The sequence below is a fragment of the Mogibacterium kristiansenii genome, from assembly GCF_009695905.1.
In the GTDB taxonomy this organism is placed as follows: domain Bacteria; phylum Bacillota; class Clostridia; order Peptostreptococcales; family Anaerovoracaceae; genus Mogibacterium_A; species Mogibacterium_A kristiansenii.
Genome location: NZ_VUNA01000006.1, coordinates 39,286 through 58,580, shown reverse-complemented (window position 1 = coordinate 58,580; position 19,295 = coordinate 39,286). Strand labels below are relative to the sequence as shown.

Annotated in this window: 18 protein-coding genes; 12 read left to right on the top strand and 6 right to left on the bottom strand. The window is 50.1% G+C overall.

Going from position 1 to position 19,295, the window contains the following annotated elements; all coding sequences use genetic code 11:
* Nucleotides 1–32 precede the first annotated feature (32 nt).
* The 12 genes from FYJ65_RS04240 to FYJ65_RS04185 all read left to right on the top strand — a co-directional run bounded on the left by FYJ65_RS04240 (nt 33) and on the right by FYJ65_RS04185 (nt 14,075).
* On the top strand, nt 33–515 hold the full coding sequence (locus tag FYJ65_RS04240; RefSeq protein ID WP_154554116.1) for a cell division protein ZapA: 483 nt from the start codon (nt 33–35) through the stop codon (nt 513–515).
* A complete protein-coding gene (locus tag FYJ65_RS04235) occupies nt 505–2,886 on the top strand; it encodes an endonuclease MutS2 (RefSeq protein WP_154554115.1) in 2,382 nt (793 codons plus the stop codon). The genes FYJ65_RS04240 and FYJ65_RS04235 overlap by 11 nt, the downstream gene beginning before the upstream one ends.
* 3 nt (nt 2,887–2,889) lie before the next feature.
* Nucleotides 2,890–3,351 carry a 2-thiouracil desulfurase family protein gene (locus tag FYJ65_RS04230; RefSeq protein WP_154554114.1) on the top strand — a complete coding sequence of 154 codons (462 nt, stop codon included), beginning with the start codon at nt 2,890–2,892 and terminating at the stop codon, nt 3,349–3,351.
* Nucleotides 3,352–5,073 (top strand): arginine--tRNA ligase, encoded by a 1,722-nt coding sequence (gene argS / locus FYJ65_RS04225; protein ID WP_154554113.1) that lies wholly within the window; start codon nt 3,352–3,354, stop codon nt 5,071–5,073.
* A 9-nt stretch (nt 5,074–5,082) separates the two neighbouring features.
* Nucleotides 5,083–6,603, top strand: a complete 1,521-nt coding sequence (locus FYJ65_RS04220) for a B12-binding domain-containing radical SAM protein (protein WP_154554112.1) — start codon at nt 5,083–5,085, stop codon at nt 6,601–6,603.
* The gene (locus tag FYJ65_RS04215; RefSeq protein ID WP_154554111.1) at nt 6,596–7,651 is read left to right on the top strand and encodes a tetratricopeptide repeat protein; all 1,056 of its coding nucleotides are present in this window, start codon (nt 6,596–6,598) and stop codon (nt 7,649–7,651) included. The genes FYJ65_RS04220 and FYJ65_RS04215 overlap by 8 nt, the downstream gene beginning before the upstream one ends.
* 18 nt (nt 7,652–7,669) lie before the next feature.
* Entirely contained in the window at nt 7,670–8,221 is a 552-nt protein-coding gene (mnmM, locus tag FYJ65_RS04210) for a tRNA 5-(aminomethyl)-2-thiouridylate-methyltransferase MnmM (RefSeq protein WP_154554110.1), read from the top strand.
* A gap of 226 nt (nt 8,222–8,447) precedes the next feature.
* Complete coding sequence (gene nrdD / locus FYJ65_RS04205; protein ID WP_277671953.1) at nt 8,448–10,619, top strand: anaerobic ribonucleoside-triphosphate reductase; 2,172 nt, start codon at nt 8,448–8,450, stop codon at nt 10,617–10,619.
* Nucleotides 10,620–10,677: 58 nt separating this feature from the next.
* Nucleotides 10,678–11,199 carry an anaerobic ribonucleoside-triphosphate reductase activating protein gene (gene nrdG, locus FYJ65_RS04200; RefSeq protein ID WP_154554109.1) on the top strand — a complete coding sequence of 174 codons (522 nt, stop codon included), beginning with the start codon at nt 10,678–10,680 and terminating at the stop codon, nt 11,197–11,199.
* A 30-nt stretch (nt 11,200–11,229) separates the two neighbouring features.
* The gene (locus FYJ65_RS04195; RefSeq protein ID WP_154554108.1) at nt 11,230–11,424 is read left to right on the top strand and encodes a hypothetical protein; all 195 of its coding nucleotides are present in this window, start codon (nt 11,230–11,232) and stop codon (nt 11,422–11,424) included.
* A 62-nt stretch (nt 11,425–11,486) separates the two neighbouring features.
* A complete protein-coding gene (cls, locus tag FYJ65_RS04190) occupies nt 11,487–13,067 on the top strand; it encodes a cardiolipin synthase (protein WP_154554107.1) in 1,581 nt (526 codons plus the stop codon).
* A 75-nt stretch (nt 13,068–13,142) separates the two neighbouring features.
* Nucleotides 13,143–14,075: an alpha/beta fold hydrolase gene (locus tag FYJ65_RS04185; protein WP_154554106.1), complete on the top strand. Its 933-nt coding sequence runs from the start codon at nt 13,143–13,145 to the stop codon at nt 14,073–14,075.
* Between the two features lie 548 nt (nt 14,076–14,623).
* Here the strand turns inward: FYJ65_RS04185 and FYJ65_RS04180 are convergent.
* The 6 genes from FYJ65_RS04180 to FYJ65_RS04155 all read right to left on the bottom strand — a co-directional run bounded on the left by FYJ65_RS04180 (nt 14,624) and on the right by FYJ65_RS04155 (nt 19,293).
* Nucleotides 14,624–14,935 (bottom strand): hypothetical protein, encoded by a 312-nt coding sequence (locus FYJ65_RS04180; protein WP_154554105.1) that lies wholly within the window; start codon nt 14,933–14,935, stop codon nt 14,624–14,626.
* A 95-nt stretch (nt 14,936–15,030) separates the two neighbouring features.
* Nucleotides 15,031–16,197, bottom strand: a complete 1,167-nt coding sequence (cytX, locus tag FYJ65_RS04175) for a putative hydroxymethylpyrimidine transporter CytX (RefSeq protein ID WP_154554104.1) — start codon at nt 16,195–16,197, stop codon at nt 15,031–15,033.
* A 3-nt stretch (nt 16,198–16,200) separates the two neighbouring features.
* A complete protein-coding gene (gene thiD / locus FYJ65_RS04170) occupies nt 16,201–16,998 on the bottom strand; it encodes a bifunctional hydroxymethylpyrimidine kinase/phosphomethylpyrimidine kinase (RefSeq protein ID WP_154554103.1) in 798 nt (265 codons plus the stop codon).
* An 18-nt stretch (nt 16,999–17,016) separates the two neighbouring features.
* Nucleotides 17,017–17,706, bottom strand: a complete 690-nt coding sequence (thiE, locus tag FYJ65_RS04165) for a thiamine phosphate synthase (protein ID WP_154554102.1) — start codon at nt 17,704–17,706, stop codon at nt 17,017–17,019.
* On the bottom strand, nt 17,693–18,514 hold the full coding sequence (gene thiM / locus FYJ65_RS04160; RefSeq protein ID WP_154554101.1) for a hydroxyethylthiazole kinase: 822 nt from the start codon (nt 18,512–18,514) through the stop codon (nt 17,693–17,695). The genes thiE and thiM overlap by 14 nt, the downstream gene beginning before the upstream one ends.
* Nucleotides 18,515–18,729: 215 nt before the next feature.
* The gene (locus FYJ65_RS04155) at nt 18,730–19,293 is read right to left on the bottom strand and encodes an HAD family hydrolase (RefSeq protein WP_154554100.1); all 564 of its coding nucleotides are present in this window, start codon (nt 19,291–19,293) and stop codon (nt 18,730–18,732) included.
* Nucleotides 19,294–19,295 lie beyond the last annotated feature (2 nt).

Here is a 19,295-nt window from a genome sequence, read left to right as displayed (position 1 = left end):
CAAGTTATTGATAAAGAACAGAGGAGCAGACTATGGACAAGTGCAGAGCGGATGTAACGATTTGTGGCGCTGATTACGTGCTTTCTGGAGAGAAGAGCGAAGATAAGATTAAGGAAATTGCCAAGTTCGTGGATGATGAACTGAGACGGACCAGCCGGGCATTGAATTCCAATCCGAATTACAAATGTGCCGTGCTGACAGCAATTAATATTGCGGAGAAACTGATGGAGAACAGCGATCTTCTGCTGAAGCTTCAGACAGAGAATCACCAGTTGGACAACGATGTTCAGCATTACATTACCCTTTGGGAAAATGCGAAGAAACAGGTGACGGATCTGAAGGAACAGATGAACGATGATTCCGACAGACAGATTCAGGACAGCGAGAAGTACAAGAATCTTCAGGCGAAATGCACCGAGATGGAGAATGCATACTTCGATCTCCAGATGGAAAATGTGAACCTTAAGAATGAGCTGAGAAGCTTGAAAAAGTTTAGGGAAGAAGATGAACAGTAGAACGATTAAGCTGCTGGAATACAACAGAATATTGGAGATGCTTGCAGAACAGGCCGGTTCCGAACTGACGAAGGAACGAATTTCAAAGTTGGAACCGATGACCCACCTGCATGCAATTCAGGACGCACAGACGGAAACTACGGAAGCAGTTTCCGTTATTCTGTATAAGGGAAATATTCCGGTGGGAGCATTTCCAGACCTGAGCCGCATTCTGAAGATGGCTCGAAAAGGTCGGGTGCTGAACATGCGGGAACTGCTGCAGGTGAGGGTTTGTCTTCAGATTGCCAGAGAGGTAAAAACATTCCTGACAGAAGACGTTCCGGAGATTCCGACCCTTCAGGAAATCGGCAATCTGCTGGAACGAGTGGATGAACTGGAAAAGGACATCGACCGCTGCGTTTTGTCGGAGGATGAGATGGCGGACAGCGCTTCACCGGAGCTGAAACGTATTCGAAAAGAAATTCGCAATAAGAATGAAAGCATTCGGAATCGGCTGAACAAGACCGTGAGTACCTCTTCCGCACAGAAATTCCTGCAGGAAGCGATTGTCACCATGCGAAACGGCCGATACGTCATCCCGGTAAAGCGGGAGTATGCGAACATGTTTCCGGGATTGGTCCACGACCAGTCCCAGAGCGGATCCACCTTATTCATCGAACCGCAGTCTGTTGTAAATATGAACAACGAGCTGCGGGAATTGGATCTGGCGGAACAGGCAGAAATTACCCGAATTCTGGAGGTGTTCTCCGGCCGGGTAGCGGAACATTTCCACGGATTGAACAATAACCAGAAGCTTCTTCTGGAGCTGGATTTCATCAGCGCAAAGGGAAAGCTGTCCATTCAGATGAATGCCTTTGAGCCTCGGATGAACACAGAGGGGATTCTGGAAATATATCATGGCCGCCACCCGCTGATTCCGGCGGACAAGGTGGTTCCCATCAATGTATCTTTGGGAGAAAATTGGAAAACCCTCCTGATTACCGGCCCGAACACCGGCGGTAAGACGGTCACCTTAAAGACTATCGGACTCTTTATTTTAATGGCACAGAGCGGCCTGCACGTACCGTGTTCCGAGGAAAGCCGGCTTCCGGTGTTGGAGGAAGTGTTTGCGGATATCGGAGATGAGCAAAGCATCGAGCAGAGTCTCAGTACGTTTTCTGCTCATATGAAGAACATCACGGAAATCTTTCGGACGGTAAATGAGAAATCTTTGGTACTGCTGGATGAGCTGGGTTCCGGAACGGATCCGGCAGAAGGTGCGGCGCTGGGTATCGCCGAGCTGGAAGAACTTCGGAAGCGCGGGGCTTTGGTGGTGGCTACTACCCATTACACGGAGCTGAAGAAGTATGCGCTGAGTACCCCGGAAGTGGAAAACGCATCCATGGAGTTCGATGTGGAGACGCTGTCTCCCACCTATCACCTTCGAGTCGGCCTGCCGGGAAAGTCCAACGCCTTTGAAATTTCGAGAAAGCTTGGTCTGGAAGATAAAATCCTCCGAAGAGCGGAAGCCCTTCTGGGAGAGAACGAGCTGAATTTCGAGGATGCGGTAACTCGGGTAGAGGAAGAGCGAAAAGAAGCGGAACGGATTACCGAGGAAGCCAATCGGATTAAGGAGGAAGCGGAGCAGCGGCTGCAGGAAGCGGAAGCTCAGATTCGCTTGGCCGAGCAAGAGAAGGCGAAAATCCTGGAGGATGCTCGAAATCAGGCGAAAGGCATCCTAAAAGAAACCGAGGACACGGTGGAGGATATCCGGGAAGAGCTGAAGCGGATGAAGGACGAATCCAAGGGTCACCAGGTGAACAAAGTGGCGGAAAGCCGGCGGAGACTTCGGGAAGCCGAAAAGAAGTACCGGGATAAGCCGGCGGCAATTCCGGCAGAGAAGGAAGGAAAGCCGATTCGCCCGGATCAGCTGAAAATCGGAACGCGGGTGAAGGTGATGTCGCTGAATCAAAATGGCGAGGTGGTATCCCTTCCGGACAATCGCGGAAACCTGATGGTGCAGATCGGCGCCTTGAAGACCGGCGTGAACGTGAAAAACCTGATGCTGATTGAGAGCGAAAAGGCCGGAAACAAGGAGCGAAAGAAGAGACAGTATAATCAGATCAAGACTCGGAAGACGCGAAGTGTGCCGATGAGCATCAATCTGATTGGAAAAAATCTGGATGATGCTCGAATGGAAATGGAGAAATATCTGGACGATGCATACCTTGCAGGTCTGCGGAGCGTGACGGTGGTTCACGGCCGAGGAGAAGGTATTCTGAAGAAGGGACTGCGGGATGCCTTGAAACACAACCGATGCGTAAAGGGCTTTAAAGGTGCTCCGTACAATCAGGGCGGAGAAGGTGCGACGGTGGTAGAGCTGAAGGAGTAATGCATGTATATTATCAGTAAATGTCTTCTGGGAGAGAACTGCAAGTATAATGGGGGTAACAATCGCTCGGAAGATGTGGTAAAATTCTCACATGAACATTCTTATTTCGGCGTGTGTCCGGAATGTGCCGGGGGGCTTCCCACTCCGCGGGTTCCGGCGGAAATCGTGGAACAGAACGGAGAATGCCGAGTGGTGAACCGAAACGGTGTGGACGTTACCGCCGAATACGTCCGGGGAGCGGCGATCTGCTTCCGGGATGCGCAGAAAGCTGCTGAACAGATGGGGGAAGCCCTGGAAGGGGCCATCCTTCAGGCGAGAAGTCCTTCTTGCGGCGTGGGGCAGATTTACAACGGCCATTTTGACGGGACCTTAATCCCGGGGGATGGTATTTTTGCCCGATTGCTTCGGGAAAACGAGATTCCCGCAGGAACAGAAAATGTAATTAGAGAGAACGGAGAACAGTAAATGATCGATTACAAAAAGAAAATTGCTGAAATTATTGCAGAAGACGAAGCGTTGAATATGACACCGGAGGAAATCCTGGAGTGGATTGAAATTCCGGGAGACACCAAGATGGGAGACTATGCGTTCCCTTGCTTCCGTTTGGCGAAAACATTGCGGAAAGCACCGCCGCTGATTGCACAGGATGTGGCTGCAAGAATCGAAGGTGCCGGCATTTTTGAAAAGGTTCAGCCGGTAAATGCCTATGTGAACATGTTCCTGGATAAGAAGGAATATGCGCAGACTCTGACGGAGGATGTGCTGACTCAGGGCAAGGATTACGGCAGATCGGAAGTGGGACAGCATCGCCCGGTAATCGTGGAATACTCTTCCCCGAACATCGCAAAGCCGTTCCATATCGGACATATCAGAAGTACCGTTATCGGTAATGCAATCTACAAGCTGTACGATGAAATCGGCTATGACGTGATTCGAATCAACCATCTGGGAGATTACGGAACTCAGTTCGGCAAGATGATTGTGGCATACCGCAAGTGGGGCAGTGAAGAGGAACTGGAAAAGGATCCAATCAAGGCGCTGCTGGGGTACTACACCCGTTTCCACCGGGAGGCAGAAAACGATCCGTCTTTGGACGACGAGGCGAGAGAAGCTTTTGTGAAACTGGAAAATGGCGAGGAAGAAGAGGTTCGTCTCTGGAAGCGCTTCCGGGAACTGAGCCTGCAGGAATTCAACCGCGTGTATGATATGCTGGGAATCACATTTGATTCCTATGCCGGAGAGAGCTTCTACTCCGATAAGATGCCGGCGGTTATCGAAGAACTGAAGGAAAAGAAGCTGCTGGTAGAATCTAGAGGTGCTCAGATTGTAGACCTGGAGCCGTACGGAATGACACCGGCAATCATCACCAAGTCCGATGGTTCCAGCCTGTATGCAACCAGAGATATCGCCGCAGCGATTTATCGAAAAGAGCACTACAACTTCGATAAGTGCATCTACGTGGTAGCATCTCAGCAGAACCTCCACTTTAAGCAGTGGAAGAAGGTCCTGGAGCTGATGGGAAAAGAATGGCAGAAAGACTGCATCCACATCCCATTCGGTCTGGTAAGCCTAGAAGGCGGCGCTACCCTCTCCACCCGTAAGGGCAACGTGGTATTCCTGGAAGATGTTCTGAACGAAGCGGTTCAGAAGACTGCGGAAATCATGAAAGAGAAGAATCCGCAGGGAATCGATGTGGACGAAGTGGCAAAGGAAGTCGGTATCGGTGCCGTAATTTTCCAGGAGCTGTCCAACAACCGCATCAAGGATTATGTATTTAATTGGGACAAGGTGCTGAACTTCGACGGTGAGACCGGTCCGTACGTTCAGTACACTCATGCCAGAGCTTGCAGCGTCCTCCGCAATGCCACCGAGGAGGAAATGGCACGGATTCGCAAGGGGGATTTCGATGCGAAGTACATCACATCCGACAGTGCGTATAACCTGATTAAGCTGATTTACCGCGTACCGGAGATCATTCTGGATGCAGCGGATAAATATGAACCGTCCATTTTGACCCGTCATCTGGTGGATGTGGCACAGAGCTTCAATAAGTTCTACCACGATGAACACATCCTGGTGGACAATGAAGATGAGAAAGTGGCGAAGTTGGCTCTGGTAGAGTCGGCTCGCATCGTTATTGCAAATTGTTTGAACCTTCTGGGCATCAAAGCGCCGGAAAGAATGTAGGTGATATCCATGAGACTTCTTCTTACAACAATTCAAAATGATTGCATTCACACGAAGCTGTCAATGAAGTACCTCTACAGTGTTGTGGAAGAGGCGCCGTGCCAGACGGATGTGGTGGAATATGAATCCACAGATCATGTGGGATATATTTTCCGGGAAATCCTTCGGGGCGAATACAATATTGTATATTTCCATTGCAATATGATGAATGTGGATAAGGTTGCAGAAGTCGCAGAGATGGTGAAGAAGGCCGTTCCGACATCGATTATGGTGATGGGCGGAACGGAGGTCAGCTTCGGTACCCGGGAGTTCATGGAACAGCACCCGGAAATCGACTACGTATTCCGAGGCGAACCGGAATCGGTGCTGTACCAATTCCTTCGGACGATTTTTACCTACGAGTTTGATTTTGAAAATATTGCCGGCCTAGCATATCGTCAGGATGACCGGATTCAGGTGAATCCGATGGCGGCACCGGTGGATTTCGAGACACTTCCGTTTCCGTATGAAAACATGGAACTGGAGCCGAGCGATACAGCATATTATGAAAGTTTCCGAGGGTGTCCGGATCGATGCGGCTATTCCCAATACTATCCGGGAAAGATTCGCTCTTTGCCGTTGAATCGGATTTGTACGGAACTTCGGTATTTTCTGGTGAAGAACGTACAGCGTGTCGTGTTCGTGGACAAATGGTTTAATTACAGCAGGGACCGAGCCTATCGCATTTGGGAGTATCTGATCAGCAACGATAACGGAATCACCACGTTTGAATTTGATGTAAACGGAGATCTGTTGGATGAGGAAACCGTGCGCCTTTTGGGAACAGCCCGGGAAGGTCAATTCCGATTCAATGTCGATGTGGAAAGTACCAATGCGGAGGCGCTGGCGGCAGCCGGACGAAAGGCGAACATCTATCAGCTGATGTATAACGTATCCCGTCTTCAGGAATACGGAACTGTTGAGATTACAACGGTGATTCGGGCCGGACTTCCTTGTGAGACGCCGGCGCTGTTCGCTCGCTCCTTTAATAAGATTTTTGATCTGAAGGCATCGCGCATGGAATTGAAGGTGCTTCGTCTGAAACGGGGAACAGAGCTTCGAAGAAACGCCCAGCAGTACGGTTATGCTTATCAGAGCCGGGCACCTTATGAAGTCATCGCAAATGATTTTATGCCGGCGACGGAATTGATTCGAATCGAGAATATCGGAAAGCTTCTGAATCTGTTCGTGAACAGCGGGGGCTTCGAAGAGTCCATTCAGAAGATTCTGCTGGACGGACGGATGAAGCCGTACGCATTCCTGGAGGGGTTGGAGGCCTATATTTCCAAGAATCAGATGGAGAAGATGATGTACAAGGAAGAGAATCTCTATCGGATTCTTTATGCGTATGCGACGGAGCTTTACGATACCATGAATGAGACGCTAAAGCTGCCGGTTCTCCAGGAAATTCTTCACAGCGACATGGAACAGAATCTTTCTTATGAGAAAGTAAAAATATTCGATCGAAAGGGATGGGACATTAATGCATAATATGGAGTTGGATTTATCGGATAAGATACGTTCGTTTCTCATTGAGAAGAATAAAGATTTGCTTTTCGATGAGCTTTCGGAACGATTTTTGGAGTCCGGCAATCTGAAGGATATTCTTACCGGGATTCCGGTGCCCATTACGGGAGATGCGACGGATAATTTCACGAATCTGACCATTGCCATGGGCATGGCTCGGGTCATCGGTGCGGATCCGGATTTTCGGTATGCGGAAGCGTACCGGGCTTGTCTTCGTCGGATGTACGGAGAGAATGCGGAGAAAGTGCTGATTTCCGAGGGAGCGAAAGCCGGCGGCAGCGGCGATTACGAGATGGCCTGCATCTATTTCCGAACCGCCCTTCAGCTGAATCCGGGAAGCCGGGATGCCCTGTACCTTTACGGAAGAGCCTGCAGCGATGCATATAACCGGGAGGATCTCGAGGAGGCGTACGTGGGAATGTTCAAAGCGCAGGCCTTTGACATTTTCGAGGAGCTGACCATCCGCCATCCGGACTTCGATATGGGATATTATTTTCTAGGCTACAGCTATGCCAACATGGGGCAGTACACGAAAGCTCAGATTACCTGGCAGGAGTTCATGGAGCTCAGTCGGGATCGAAAGGAAGATGGAGATTCCTCCATGGATCCGATTCCGGCAGATGAGATGCAGGAGATGCGAGAAGAAATCGGGAATCGCCTGGAATCCATGGAGCAGGCGGTGGAAATCGAGCATGCGGTGAACCGAATCCTGTCCGGGGACTTCCAGCACGGAATTGACGTTTTGACCTTGTATGAAGAAAAATACAGCGAATGGTGGCCGCTTTGGTATTACCTGGGCGTGGCCTATGCCGGCATGGAACAAGGGGAACAGTCCGTGGAAGCCTACAAGCATGCCCTTCGCCTGAGTCCGAGCAACATCCAGGTGATGACGGAGCTGGTGGAAGTCTTCCAGTCTCTGGGGGATTGGAAGAACGCTGAGAAGTACATTGAGAAAATCCGGGTAGTCCAGAAGGGAATGGAAGAAGAAGCCCGGGAGCAGAATGAAGAATAATTGAATCGGGAGGAAATCATGTTCGGACTCTCTATCACTGAGCGAGGGCACCGAATTCTCCGAGAGTATATCCGAAAGGGCGATGTCGCCGTGGACTGCACCGCAGGACATGGACTGGACACGCTCTTTTTGGCTGAGTGCGTGGGAGAAGAGGGTGCGGTGCACGCGTTTGAAATACAGGTAAAAGCAATCAACGAGCTGCAGGAGAAATTCCGGGAGAATCCAAGGGTGAGGATACACGGGGACTCCTATGTGAATCTGTCGAAATACGTTTCGGAGGCCCGGCTTATCATGTACAATTTGGGATATCTGCCCGGCGGGGATTGTGATCTTACCACAAAAACAGAAGAGACCCTGCGGTCGCTGGAGCAGGCCTGCCAATTGGTTTTACCCAAAGGCGTGATCTCCGTCGTGGCCTATCCCGGCCATCCGGAAGGCGCAAGAGAGGCGGCTGCGGTGGAAGAATATCTGAAAGCGTTGCCCGGGAGTGTTTTTGAGGTGTTGACCTTGCGTCAGACCAATCGCAGCGCGAAGACACCGGTGCAGCATTTCGTGTTCCGAAATCGATAGAAAAAAATATTTTTTCTGCCCGTATTGTGCGTAAAAGCGTGCCGTTATTGGGTTTAAAAAAAAGAACGCGAAATATAGGGAATTTAAACAATTGACATACAACATCATGGGTAATATAATACCAAAGGAAACAATATGTTGTGGTAGTAAGTACCGAAGAGCACCCTACATATAGAGTGCTTATTAAAATGGTACATATATATGCGAAAGAAAAGAGGAGATTGTCGTGAACGTAATCAAGAGAAACGGAGCGGAAGTAGAATTCGACATCGATAAGATTATCCATGCCATTCAGGGGGCCAACCGTCAGGTGCCGGAAAAGAAAAGAATGACCGAGGTGCAGATTCGCCGAATTGCAGAGAGCGTGACCGTTGCCTGTGATGACTTGGGACGTTCTCCGGCGGTGGAAGAGATTCAGGATTTCGTGGAACAGGCCATCATGCAGCACGGAGCCTACGAGGTTGCGAAGCAGTACATTACCTATCGGTATACCCGTTCCCTGGTTCGTCAGTCCAACACCACGGATGACAAGATTCTTTCCTTGATTGAATGCAACAATGAGGAAGCGAAGCAAGAGAATTCCAACAAGAACCCGGTCATCAACTCCACACAGAGAGACTACATGGCCGGAGAAGTGAGTCGGGATTTGACCAAGAGAATTCTTCTTCCGGAAGAGATTACCGCAGCTCATGAAGCGGGAATCATTCACTTCCACGATTCCGATTATTATGCACAGAAGGAACACAATTGCGATTTGATTAACCTGGAGGATATGCTGCAGAACGGCACGGTTATCAGTGAGACCATGATTGAGAAGCCGCACAGCTTCTATACCGCTTGCAACATTACCACCCAGATTATCGCACAGGTAGCCAGCAACCAGTATGGAGGACAGTCCTTCTCCCTGGCACATTTGGCGCCATTCGTGGATATCAGCCGGAAAAAACTCCGGGAGCATGTGATTGCGGACCGGAAGGCCTGCGGCGAATCCATGGATGACGAAATCATCGACAAGATTACCGAGCGCCGCCTTCGGGAAGAGGTGAAGAACGGTATTCAGACCATTCAGTATCAGCTGATTACCTTGATGACCTGCAACGGACAGGCACCTTTTGTTACCATGTTCATGTACTTGGACGAGGTACCGGAAGGACAGACGAGAGACGATTTGGCGATGTGCATCGAAGAAGTGCTCCGTCAGAGACTTCAGGGCGTCAAGAATGAGAAGGGCGTGTGGATTACACCGGCATTCCCGAAGCTGATCTACGTGCTGGACGAAGATAATATCACGGAAGATTCCAAGTATTGGCATCTGACAGAACTGGCAGCGACCTGTACCGCAAAGAGAATGGTGCCGGATTACATTTCTGCCAAGGTGATGAAGGAACTGAAGAAGGGAGAGGTATACACCTGTATGGGATGCCGTTCCTTCCTGACGGTGGAGGACAATCAGTTGCTGCCGAACGGCAAGCATAAATTCTACGGACGGTTTAACCAGGGTGTGGTTACCATCAACCTGGTGGACGTGGCTTGTTCCTCCGACGGAAATATGGACCGCTTCTGGGAAATCCTGGACGATCGTCTGGAGCTGTGCCACCGGGCACTGCGTCTCCGTCACGAGCGCCTTCTGGGAACGCCGTCGGACGTGGCACCGATTCTGTGGCAGTACGGTGCAATCTCCCGATTGAAGAAGGGGGAAGTTATTGACCCGCTGCTGTACAATGGTTATTCCACCATCTCTCTGGGATATGCCGGACTGGCTGAGATGTGCTATCGCATGATTGGAAAGAGCCATACTACAGAAGAGGGAAGAAAATTCGCTCTGGACGTAATGCAGCGCCTGAACGATAAGTGTGCATACTGGAAGGCGGCGGAACACATCAGCTACTCCGTATACGGAACGCCGATGGAGTCCACCACCTATAAGTTTGCGAAGTGCCTGCAGAGACGATTTGGCATCATCCCGCATGTAACGGACAAAAACTACATTACCAACAGCTATCACATCCATGTAGAGGAGAAAATCGATGCCTTCAGCAAGCTGGCGAAGGAAGCGGAATTCCAGCAGCTTTCTCCGGGCGGAGCCATCAGCTATGTGGAGGTTCCGAACATGCAGAACAACATTCCGGCCGTTCTGGAAGTGATGAAGTTCATCTACAACAACATCATGTACGCAGAGCTGAATACCAAGAGCGATTATTGCGCTGCCTGCGGTTACGATGGCGAGATTAAGATTGTAGAGGACAGTGACGGCAAGCTGGTATGGGAATGCCCGAATTGCGGCAACCGAAATCAGGACTTGATGTCCGTGGCTCGCAGAACCTGCGGTTACATCGGTACCCAGTTCTGGAATCAGGGTCGGACTCAGGAAATTAAGGATCGTGTACTGCATCTGTAATGATGATAAAAAGAAATTGGCCACTCCTAGGAGCGGCCGATTTTGCTAGGAGGAAAAAATGCATTACGGTGAAATAAAAAACTGTGATATTGCAAACGGCATTGGCGTACGGGTGTCCCTGTTCGTTTCCGGATGCACGAATCACTGTGAAGGCTGCTTTCAGCCGGAAACCTGGGACTTTAACTACGGAAATGATTTTACGGAGGAGACGGAAAACCGGATTCTGGAAATGCTGGCGCCGGATTATATCTGCGGTCTGACGGTGCTGGGGGGAGAACCCTTCGAGCCGGAGAATCAGCGGGTGCTGGTGGATTTTCTCCGCAAGGTGCGCCGGAAATATCCGGAGAAGAGCATCTGGTGCTTCACCGGATTCACCCTGGAAATGCTGGAAACGGAAGGCACCCATTGTCACTGCGAAGCCACCGAGGAAATGCTGTCGCTGATTGATGTATTGGTGGACGGACGTTTTGATAAAAGCAAAAAGAATATTTCCTTGCGTTTCCGGGGTTCCGAAAATCAGCGTTTGATCGATTTGAACTTAACACGGGAATGTGGTACGCTTACACTATGGAATGAATAGAACTTTTACGGCAGTGAAAGGAGGATCTCTATGAGTAAGGAAAATACGAAACCGCAGGGTGAGAAGCGGGCAGAGAGTCTGAGTAAAGCAGTTCTGGGAATGCTGGCCGTAGGATTGGGCGGCGGCATCGCATTAATCGCTGCGGCGAAGAAAGTGGGGGATGCCTTCCTGGCCGAAGAGGATTCGGCGTTATCGGAAGACGAGAAGGAAAACGACACGAAGTAGATTTGATTTGGCAGAAGGGCGTGGAACGGACTCCTTCGCCACGAGATGGACAGAAATGAAGAATGAATAATTACACATCCATTAAACCGGCGACAAAAGAGAAAAAGTCGGCGACCAAGAACAGCATCATGCGCGTTTTTCTGGTGGCCGTGGCGATTTTGTTGCAATGCTATTTTTTGTATCTGGTACTGGTTCAAATAGAAAAAAATTATGAATGGGTGGATCAGGTAGCCCGCATGGCGGCATTGCTTCTCTGCATTGCCCTGTTTAGCATGAACAAAACGGCATCCATGAAGATGCCGTGGTTTATTTTGATGCTAACCTTTCCCATTGCCGGGACCATGATTTACCTGATTGTGGGTTTGAACGGATCCTCTCGGCGAATGCGGCGACGTTTTGAAGATATCGATGCGCGCCTGTTTCCGTACATTCGGCAGGACCCAAAAGTCATAAAGAAAATGGAAGAGAAGGACCATACCGTGGCCAATATGTCCCGGTACATCGCCCGGCATGCCCCGTTTCCGGTATACGACGACAGCGACATCGAGTTCTTTTCCTGTGCAGCGGATGCCTTGGAGGCGCAGAAAGATGCGCTTCGAAAGGCGGAAAAATTCATCTTCATGGAGTATCATGCCATTGAGAATGCCGAATCCTTTGCGGAAATCAAGGAGATTCTTACGGAAAAGGCGGCTGAAGGACTGGATGTGCGAATTTTCTACGACGATATCGGCAGCATCGCTTTCATCAACACGGACTTTATTCGGGAGATGCGTTCCCGCGGAGTCCAGTGCCGGGTGTTCAACCCGGTCATCCCTTTGGTGAACGTGTTCCTCAACAACCGAGATCATCGGAAGATTACGGTAGTGGACGGCAAGGTGGGATTTACCGGCGGTTACAACCTGGCCAACGAGTATTTCAATATCACCCATCCGTACGGTTATTGGAAGGATACGGGCGTAAAAATCACCGGAAATGCGGTGCGTAATCTCACCATGATGTTTCTGGAGATGTGGAATGCCATCCGCTCGAAGGATAAGGATGATGAGGATTACGAACCTTTCTTTCCGGAGCTGGAGTACACTCAGAAGGAAGAGGGGGCACTGATTCAGCCCTATGGAGATACGCCACTGGATTCGGAGCATGTGGGCGAGAACGTGTACCTCAATGCGATTTCTTCCGCAGAACGCTATGTATGGATTATTACGCCATATCTGGTGATTACGGATGAAATGAACCGGGCGATGGGTTTGGCGGCAGAGCGAGGAGTAGACGTTCGGATTATCACGCCGGGAATTCCGGACAAGCGGACCATCTATACGGTGACCCGTTCCTACTACCAGCGGCTGGTTCAAGACGGGGTGCGAATCTTTGAGTACACGCCGGGTTTCTGTCACGCCAAGCAGCTCATTGCGGATGACCGTGTGGCGCTGTGCGGAACCATCAACTTCGATTTCCGAAGTCTCTATCATCACTTTGAAGACGGCGTCCTGTTCACCAACTGCAAAGCGGTGCAGGACATGAAAGCGGACTTCGAACACTGTTTTCCGCTGTGCATGGAAGTGACGAAAAAGTACAAAAAAACACGGAATTTACTTCAGAGAGGCTGGAACAGCATTCTTCGGTTGTTCTCCTCGTTACTGTAAAAATAGAAGCTGAGACGCAATGTAATCCGGGAGAATACGGATTATGTTGCGTCTTTGATTTTAGGAGGTATCGGTATGGAAAAAATCTTGAGCTCGGTTTACGAAAAGGATGATATCTATTTAAAATATTATGAAATTTGCAGTGATAATCCGCCCTTGGTGCTGATTCATGCGCAAGGGGTGGATTCGGAGAGCTTTTTTAAGGTCATGCCAAAGTTGGCAAAGAAATACCATGTGTATGCTGTTGATTGTTACGGACATGGCGGCAGTCTGCATGATGCATCGAAATATAATGTAGTGGACATTGGAAATGCCGTAATTGATTTTATCCAAAATGAGATCGAAAAACCGGTTTCGCTGCTGGGGCATTCCTCCGGTGGCCTGATTGCGGCATACGTGGCATCTCACAGCAATCTTTGCCGAAATCTGATATTGGAAGATCCGCCTTTTTTTTCATCCCAGGGAGAGCGACGGAAAAGTACATTTAATTTCGTGGACCTATCAACCGTCTGCCACGAGTTTTTGACGCAAACGGAAACATCGGATTTTGTGTTGTATTATTTTTCACATCAGTACGCTTGGAACTTTTTTCCGGAGAAATCCAGGGAAAAGATACGAGAAAAAATGATTGGAATGGCCGCAAAATTTCGCCAAAAGAATCCGGACGAGAATCTCCGGGTTCCGTTTTGGCCAAAGGCGGCATTGGCCGGTTTTCAAGGTATGAATCGGTACGATCCCCGCTTTGGCGAAGCATTCTATACGGATTCCTTTCATGCAGGAATTCTCCATGAAGAACTGCTTCGAAATATCCATTGCCGAACGATGTTTATGAAGGCGAAAGCGGATGTCAGTTCGGATGGAATTCTGCTGGGAGCATTGGGAGAAGGAGACCTTCATCAGGTGCTGGAGGCGCTGCCGGATTGCCGATTGATTCGATTTGACTGTGGGCACGGGATTCACGTTGAAAAATCCAAGGAGTTCATCCGGCAGGTAGAGATCTTCAGATAAAAAAGTGGTTCTTCATTTTTATGATACAAAAGTGAAGAGCCATTTTCCTATGGGGTTATGCTAATATCTCCAACAGGTTTCCATTTGATAGTTAGAATTTGATAAGTAGATATAATAAAATATGCCTAGATTTTCGGGGTGACTTCACGCTAATTTTACAATTCGCGCTAATCAGCGTGAATATTTTTTGTGTTATACACGGTTTTGACATGTAATTCTCTTCGTGCAAACAACCCTTTAAAAAAAGTTCACGCCTTTTGGAAGAAATCCCCATGTTGGCGTGAATCGCCAGTTGTAATTGGTCGTTTCAAAATTAGAGTTTTGCAAAAGCGGCGAATTGCGTTCACGCTAAATCCGCGTTTTCCGTCAAAAAGCGTGAAGTGTCTTCGATTTTCTAGGCATATGAGATTGTGCGAACGAATATTGGGCAATATTATTAGACTTAAATCCGGGCCGCCGCCGGTGCACAGGTGATACGTCGCGGATTCTCCATCCCGAAACGAAACCTATTAGAACGACTGGGCGATTTTGATTTTTAGACTTTTGTTCTAATTCTTCGTGATGTAGTCTTCAATAACAAAATCATCATTATTAATCATTTGAAGCTTATGAACTATTTTTTTAATTATACCAATCATTTCTTCATATGCTGCTTTATATCCATCCTCATCAAAAACGCATGCGCCATCATCTTCATTGAATGAATAAAATGAATCATATAGATTTCTTGCCTGTTCATTCAATTTCCGCAGTTCATCATCGTTATCGATTAATGGATATTTTCTTCTTATAAATCCTTCCTCATCGTATACCCATATAGGGCCATGAAGATACTCATTCATCAATTTAATTGTATACATTATAAATCATCCTCTCTAATCGGATATGTCAAAACTAAAAAGCGGGATAGCTCCTAACACTATCCCGCAATAATTCGCAAATACCCTGCAAATGCTTACCGCTCCTGCGGAAGCAGCTTCCGGGCAATCAGCGCCACAATCATGGTGATAAGGATGTCCGGGAAGGTGTTGCCCAGCACGAAGTCCACCGTCATGAGGTAGCGGTAGAGGCAGAACCCCAGAAGCCAAACCAGCAGGTTGACCCACTGGAAGTCTCGGCCGCTGTCATCTGCTTTTACCAGGAAATCCGCAATCATGATGGCAATCATCGGAGCGAAAACGGAGCCGATGAAGTACAGGAAATTGGTGATGTCGTCCATCGGGAACAGCATGGCACCCACGGTTCCGATGACGGCCACAAAGATTCCCATGTTTTTGCCGGAAATCCGAGATGTAAGGGACTCCGCAGAGATTCCTGCGGAGTAGGCATCCAGGAACGTGGTGGTTACAGTGGAGAAAACCACAATCAGCAAGCCGGCCAGTCCCAGTCCGGCGCGAACCATAATCAGGGAAATATCCGTGGTGCCTGCAAAGAGCGCGGCCCCCATGCCGATGATGTACATCCAGCAGCTGATGATGCCGTAGGTGACAGAGCTGGTAAGGGTTGCGGCGAAAGGTTTTTCCGCTTCCTTGGTGTAATCGCTGATCAGCGGCATCCAGGAAAGGGGCATGGCCACCGCCATCTCCACAGCGGCTCCGAAAGTAAGTCCCCCTTCGGAAATCGGTGCGGCACTGCCATTCCCGAAGAAAATCACCTTGCACAGAACCAGTGTGAGGATGAACAGCGCGGTCATGGTCACCGTGTTGATTTTTCCCAGATTGGTGATGCCGATTTTAATCCAGAGAATAATCAGCAGGCCAATCACCAGCGCCCACAGCCAGATGCCGGTATTCCAGATGGCGTTGGCGGACAGCGCGCCGTCGTAGATCATGATGGCCGTCCAGCCAATCAGCTGAATCACGTTCATCAGAGCGAAGAACAATCCGCCTTTCTGTCCGAAACTCATCTTGGTGGTCTCCATGGCGCTCTTTCTCGCTTTTCCGCCGATGTATCCGGCGAAAAAAAGAAGGGTGCAGCCGATAAGGTGTCCGATGAGTATGGTGAGGAGGGCGTTCCGAAGTCCCAGAGAAGCGAAATAGGTTCCCGTGAGAATTTCCGCAATGGAAACGCCGGCTCCGAACCATATCATGCCGTTTTCCAATAGATTTGTCTTATGCTCCATATATTAATACTCTCCTTCCACTGCAAACGCGTGATCCATCGGACCTTTTCCCTTACCAAGATCCAGCATAGCCGCCAGGGCTCCGGAAATGTAGCGCTTCGCCTGATCTACAGAATCTTCCAGAGACATGCCTTTGGCCAGATTGGAAGCGATGGCGCTGGAAAGGGTGCATCCGGTTCCGTGGGTGTTCGGATTATCGATTCGCTTTCCCTTGAACCATCTCAGTCCGTCGCCGGTGCACAACAGGTCGTTGGCATCGTTCAGGTCGTGGCCGCCTTTCAGAAGCACGGCACAACCGAACTCATCGTAAATTCTTCCGGCGGCCTTTTCCATATCCTCCGGGGAATGAATTTCCATTCCGCTGAGCACTTCGGCCTCCGGAATATTCGGTGTGCTGAGGAGTGCCAAAGGCAGCAGTTTTTCCTTAAGAACGGCAATGGCATCATCGGAAATCAGGCGGGCACCGCTGGTAGCCACCATTACCGGATCCACCACGATGTTCTTCGCATCGTATTCCGTAAGCTTGTCGGCAATGACCTGAATCAGCTCCACCGAGGAAACCATGCCGATTTTCAAGGCATCCGGGTAGATATCGGTGAATACCGCATCCAGCTGATGTGCCAGAAATTCCGGCGTGGAATTGAGAATATCCGTTACGCCGGTGGTGTTCTGTGCGGTCAATGCGGTGATGGCGCTCATGGCGAAAACGCCGTTTACGGTCATAGTCTTGATGTCGGCCTGAATTCCGGCACCGCCGCCGGAATCGCTTCCGGCAATCGTCAATGCTGTTTTCTTTTTCATAAGTGTCTCCTTCATAAATTACTTATTTACAATGTGCTTGGTCACGGTGAGCAGTCTGCGAGCGGCGGTTTCAATATCCTTCTGCCCGAAAATCGCACTGATTACCGCAACGCCGTCAATTCCTGTTCCGGCAAGATCCAGCGTATTCTCCTCCGTGATTCCGCCGATGGCAACCACCGGAATGTTCACTGCAGCGGTAATTGCTTTTAGGGTATCCATGGTCAGGGCACGGGCGTCGTCCTTCGAGTCTGTCGGAAAAATCGCTCCTACGCCCAGATAGTCCGCCCCTCGCGCTTCGGCCTGTTTGGCCTCTTCCACGGTTCCGGCGGAAACGCCGATAATCCGCTTATCGCCCAGAATTTCCCGGACGTTGCCGGCCTCCATATCCGACTGCCCCACGTGTACACCGTCCGCGCCGATTTCCGCCGCGATTTTCACGTTGTCGTTGATGACAAACGGGACATCGTATTCCCGGCAGAGCTTCTGAATTTCCAATGCTTCGGCCATAAAATCAGCTTCGTCCAGCTGCTTTTCCCGGAGTTGAATGAATGTTGCGCCGCCATCCAGGGCTTTACGAACCACATCCGAAAGCCGTTCGCCCTCCTGAAGCCAGTGGCGGTCGGTGACACCGTATACGAGAAAATCCTCCCGGCGAAGGTTATCCCGGTGGATGCTCTTGCGAGGGGATGTAAGATTATCGAAGTTCATAACGTGCTCCTTTCTTCAGTTCTGTTCCGGTCATGTTGCAGATGGCGTCGATGATTCGGTTGCGGTAGGTGGAATTCCCGTCGGATGCCTGCATGTGGCTCCAGCCGATTTCGCCTGCCAGCCCCATTGCCGAAACCGCCGCTGCAGCGGCATCCAGCATGTTGTCCGGATTTGAGGCAATGAATGCGGTCATCATTCCGGATAATTGACAGCCGGTTCCCGTAATCCGGCCCATTTCCGGCCGGCCGTTTCGAATCACGTAGCAACGGTCGCCGTCGCTGACAAGGTCAATGGCACCGGTGACCGCGACGATGCAGCCGCAGGAAGAGGCGAAGGATTTTACAAAGGCGATGCTGTCATCCAGGTTCTCTTCCGTCACAGCATCCGCTATGTCCGCATCCACGCCCTGGGTGGTACCGCTTCCCTGTGCCAGGGTCTTAATTTCCGAAATATTTCCGCGAATCACATCCGGATGGATTTCATCCACAATTCTGCGTGCGGTATCCGTGCGAAGCGTGCTGGCGCCGGCACCTACCGGGTCTAGAAGAACCGGGTGATTCAGTGCTTTGGCCTGTTTGCCGGCGGCAAACATAGACGAGATAGTTCGTTGATTCAGCGTGCCGATGTTGATGTTCAATCCCGTGCAGATGGCGGTGATTTCCGCCGCTTCTTCCGGTTCATCCGCCATAATTGGGCTGGCACCGCAGGCGAGAATGATGTTGGCCACATCGTTGACGGTCACGTAGTTGGTGATATTGTGTACCAGAGCACTCCGCTGGCGGAGCCGATCAAAACAATTCTCGAACATTTTATTTCTCCTTTCATGATGAACGACCGAATAAAACACAAAAGGCTGCGCCATAATTTGACGCAGCCTTCCAAATCCATTTCCCTCCGTTGGCATTACCCAAATCAGGTCAAGGGTCTAAGTCGTTCCTTACTCTCAGCCCGGATTGGGCTCCCCGTCGTTCGATATTCGGTTATTCCTCTCTCATTATACTCTCCGGAAGCTAAAAAGCAAGGTTAACGATACCGATCGTATTCCTTTACGCGGCACCCGGCTTCCCGCGCTGCCTGAATGGCAAAGGCGGAATCCTCATAGACCAGCGCGTCTTCCGGAGGAACGCTCATTTCCCGGCATACCACCCGAAAAATTTCCGGATCGTCCTTGGAGATGCCCAGTTCCTGGGATACAAAGAGCCGACTGAAATAGTGCCGGATTCCGGTTCGCCGAAGTCCGGCTTCCACGAACTCCCGAGGGGAATTGGTAAGGATAATCATCGGCTCTCCCGTTCGGGACACCGTTTCCAACTCCTCCTGAATTCCCGGAAACAGCTCCAGGTCGTTCTCGTAGTGCCACAGTACCCGGTCCATCAGTCCCCGGGAGGTGTTTTCGTAGTCATCCAGGTCAAAGTGATTTACCAAGTACCGGACGCTCTCCGGGAAGGTGAGGGGATCCAGAATTTCCGCCAGATCCGCCGGCGGCTGAATGCCCAGACTTCGGAGATAATCGCTGCTGATGTTGTCCCACATTCGCATGGAATCCAGCAGCGTACCGTCACAATCAAAGATATGAAGTGCGGTCATCG

Excerpts from the sequence above, each read along its gene's own strand:
- FYJ65_RS04220 (WP_154554112.1), top strand. The coding sequence starts at position 5,083 with ATGAGACTTCTTCTTACAACAATTCAAAATGATTGCATTCACACGAAG.
- argS (WP_154554113.1), top strand. The coding sequence starts at position 3,352 with ATGATCGATTACAAAAAGAAAATTGCTGAAATTATTGCAGAAGACGAA.
- mnmM (WP_154554110.1), top strand. The coding sequence starts at position 7,670 with ATGTTCGGACTCTCTATCACTGAGCGAGGGCACCGAATTCTCCGAGAG.
- FYJ65_RS04215 (WP_154554111.1), top strand. The coding sequence starts at position 6,596 with ATGCATAATATGGAGTTGGATTTATCGGATAAGATACGTTCGTTTCTC.
- thiD (WP_154554103.1), bottom strand. The coding sequence starts at position 16,998 with ATGAAAAAGAAAACAGCATTGACGATTGCCGGAAGCGATTCCGGCGGC.
- FYJ65_RS04240 (WP_154554116.1), top strand. The coding sequence starts at position 33 with ATGGACAAGTGCAGAGCGGATGTAACGATTTGTGGCGCTGATTACGTG.
- FYJ65_RS04180 (WP_154554105.1), bottom strand. The coding sequence starts at position 14,935 with ATGTATACAATTAAATTGATGAATGAGTATCTTCATGGCCCTATATGG.
- cytX (WP_154554104.1), bottom strand. The coding sequence starts at position 16,197 with ATGGAGCATAAGACAAATCTATTGGAAAACGGCATGATATGGTTCGGA.
- cls (WP_154554107.1), top strand. The coding sequence starts at position 11,487 with ATGAATAATTACACATCCATTAAACCGGCGACAAAAGAGAAAAAGTCG.
- FYJ65_RS04195 (WP_154554108.1), top strand. The coding sequence starts at position 11,230 with ATGAGTAAGGAAAATACGAAACCGCAGGGTGAGAAGCGGGCAGAGAGT.
- FYJ65_RS04235 (WP_154554115.1), top strand. The coding sequence starts at position 505 with ATGAACAGTAGAACGATTAAGCTGCTGGAATACAACAGAATATTGGAG.
- FYJ65_RS04155 (WP_154554100.1), bottom strand. The coding sequence starts at position 19,293 with ATGACCGCACTTCATATCTTTGATTGTGACGGTACGCTGCTGGATTCC.
- FYJ65_RS04230 (WP_154554114.1), top strand. The coding sequence starts at position 2,890 with ATGTATATTATCAGTAAATGTCTTCTGGGAGAGAACTGCAAGTATAAT.
- thiE (WP_154554102.1), bottom strand. The coding sequence starts at position 17,706 with ATGAACTTCGATAATCTTACATCCCCTCGCAAGAGCATCCACCGGGAT.
- thiM (WP_154554101.1), bottom strand. The coding sequence starts at position 18,514 with ATGTTCGAGAATTGTTTTGATCGGCTCCGCCAGCGGAGTGCTCTGGTA.
- nrdG (WP_154554109.1), top strand. The coding sequence starts at position 10,678 with ATGCATTACGGTGAAATAAAAAACTGTGATATTGCAAACGGCATTGGC.
- FYJ65_RS04185 (WP_154554106.1), top strand. The coding sequence starts at position 13,143 with ATGGAAAAAATCTTGAGCTCGGTTTACGAAAAGGATGATATCTATTTA.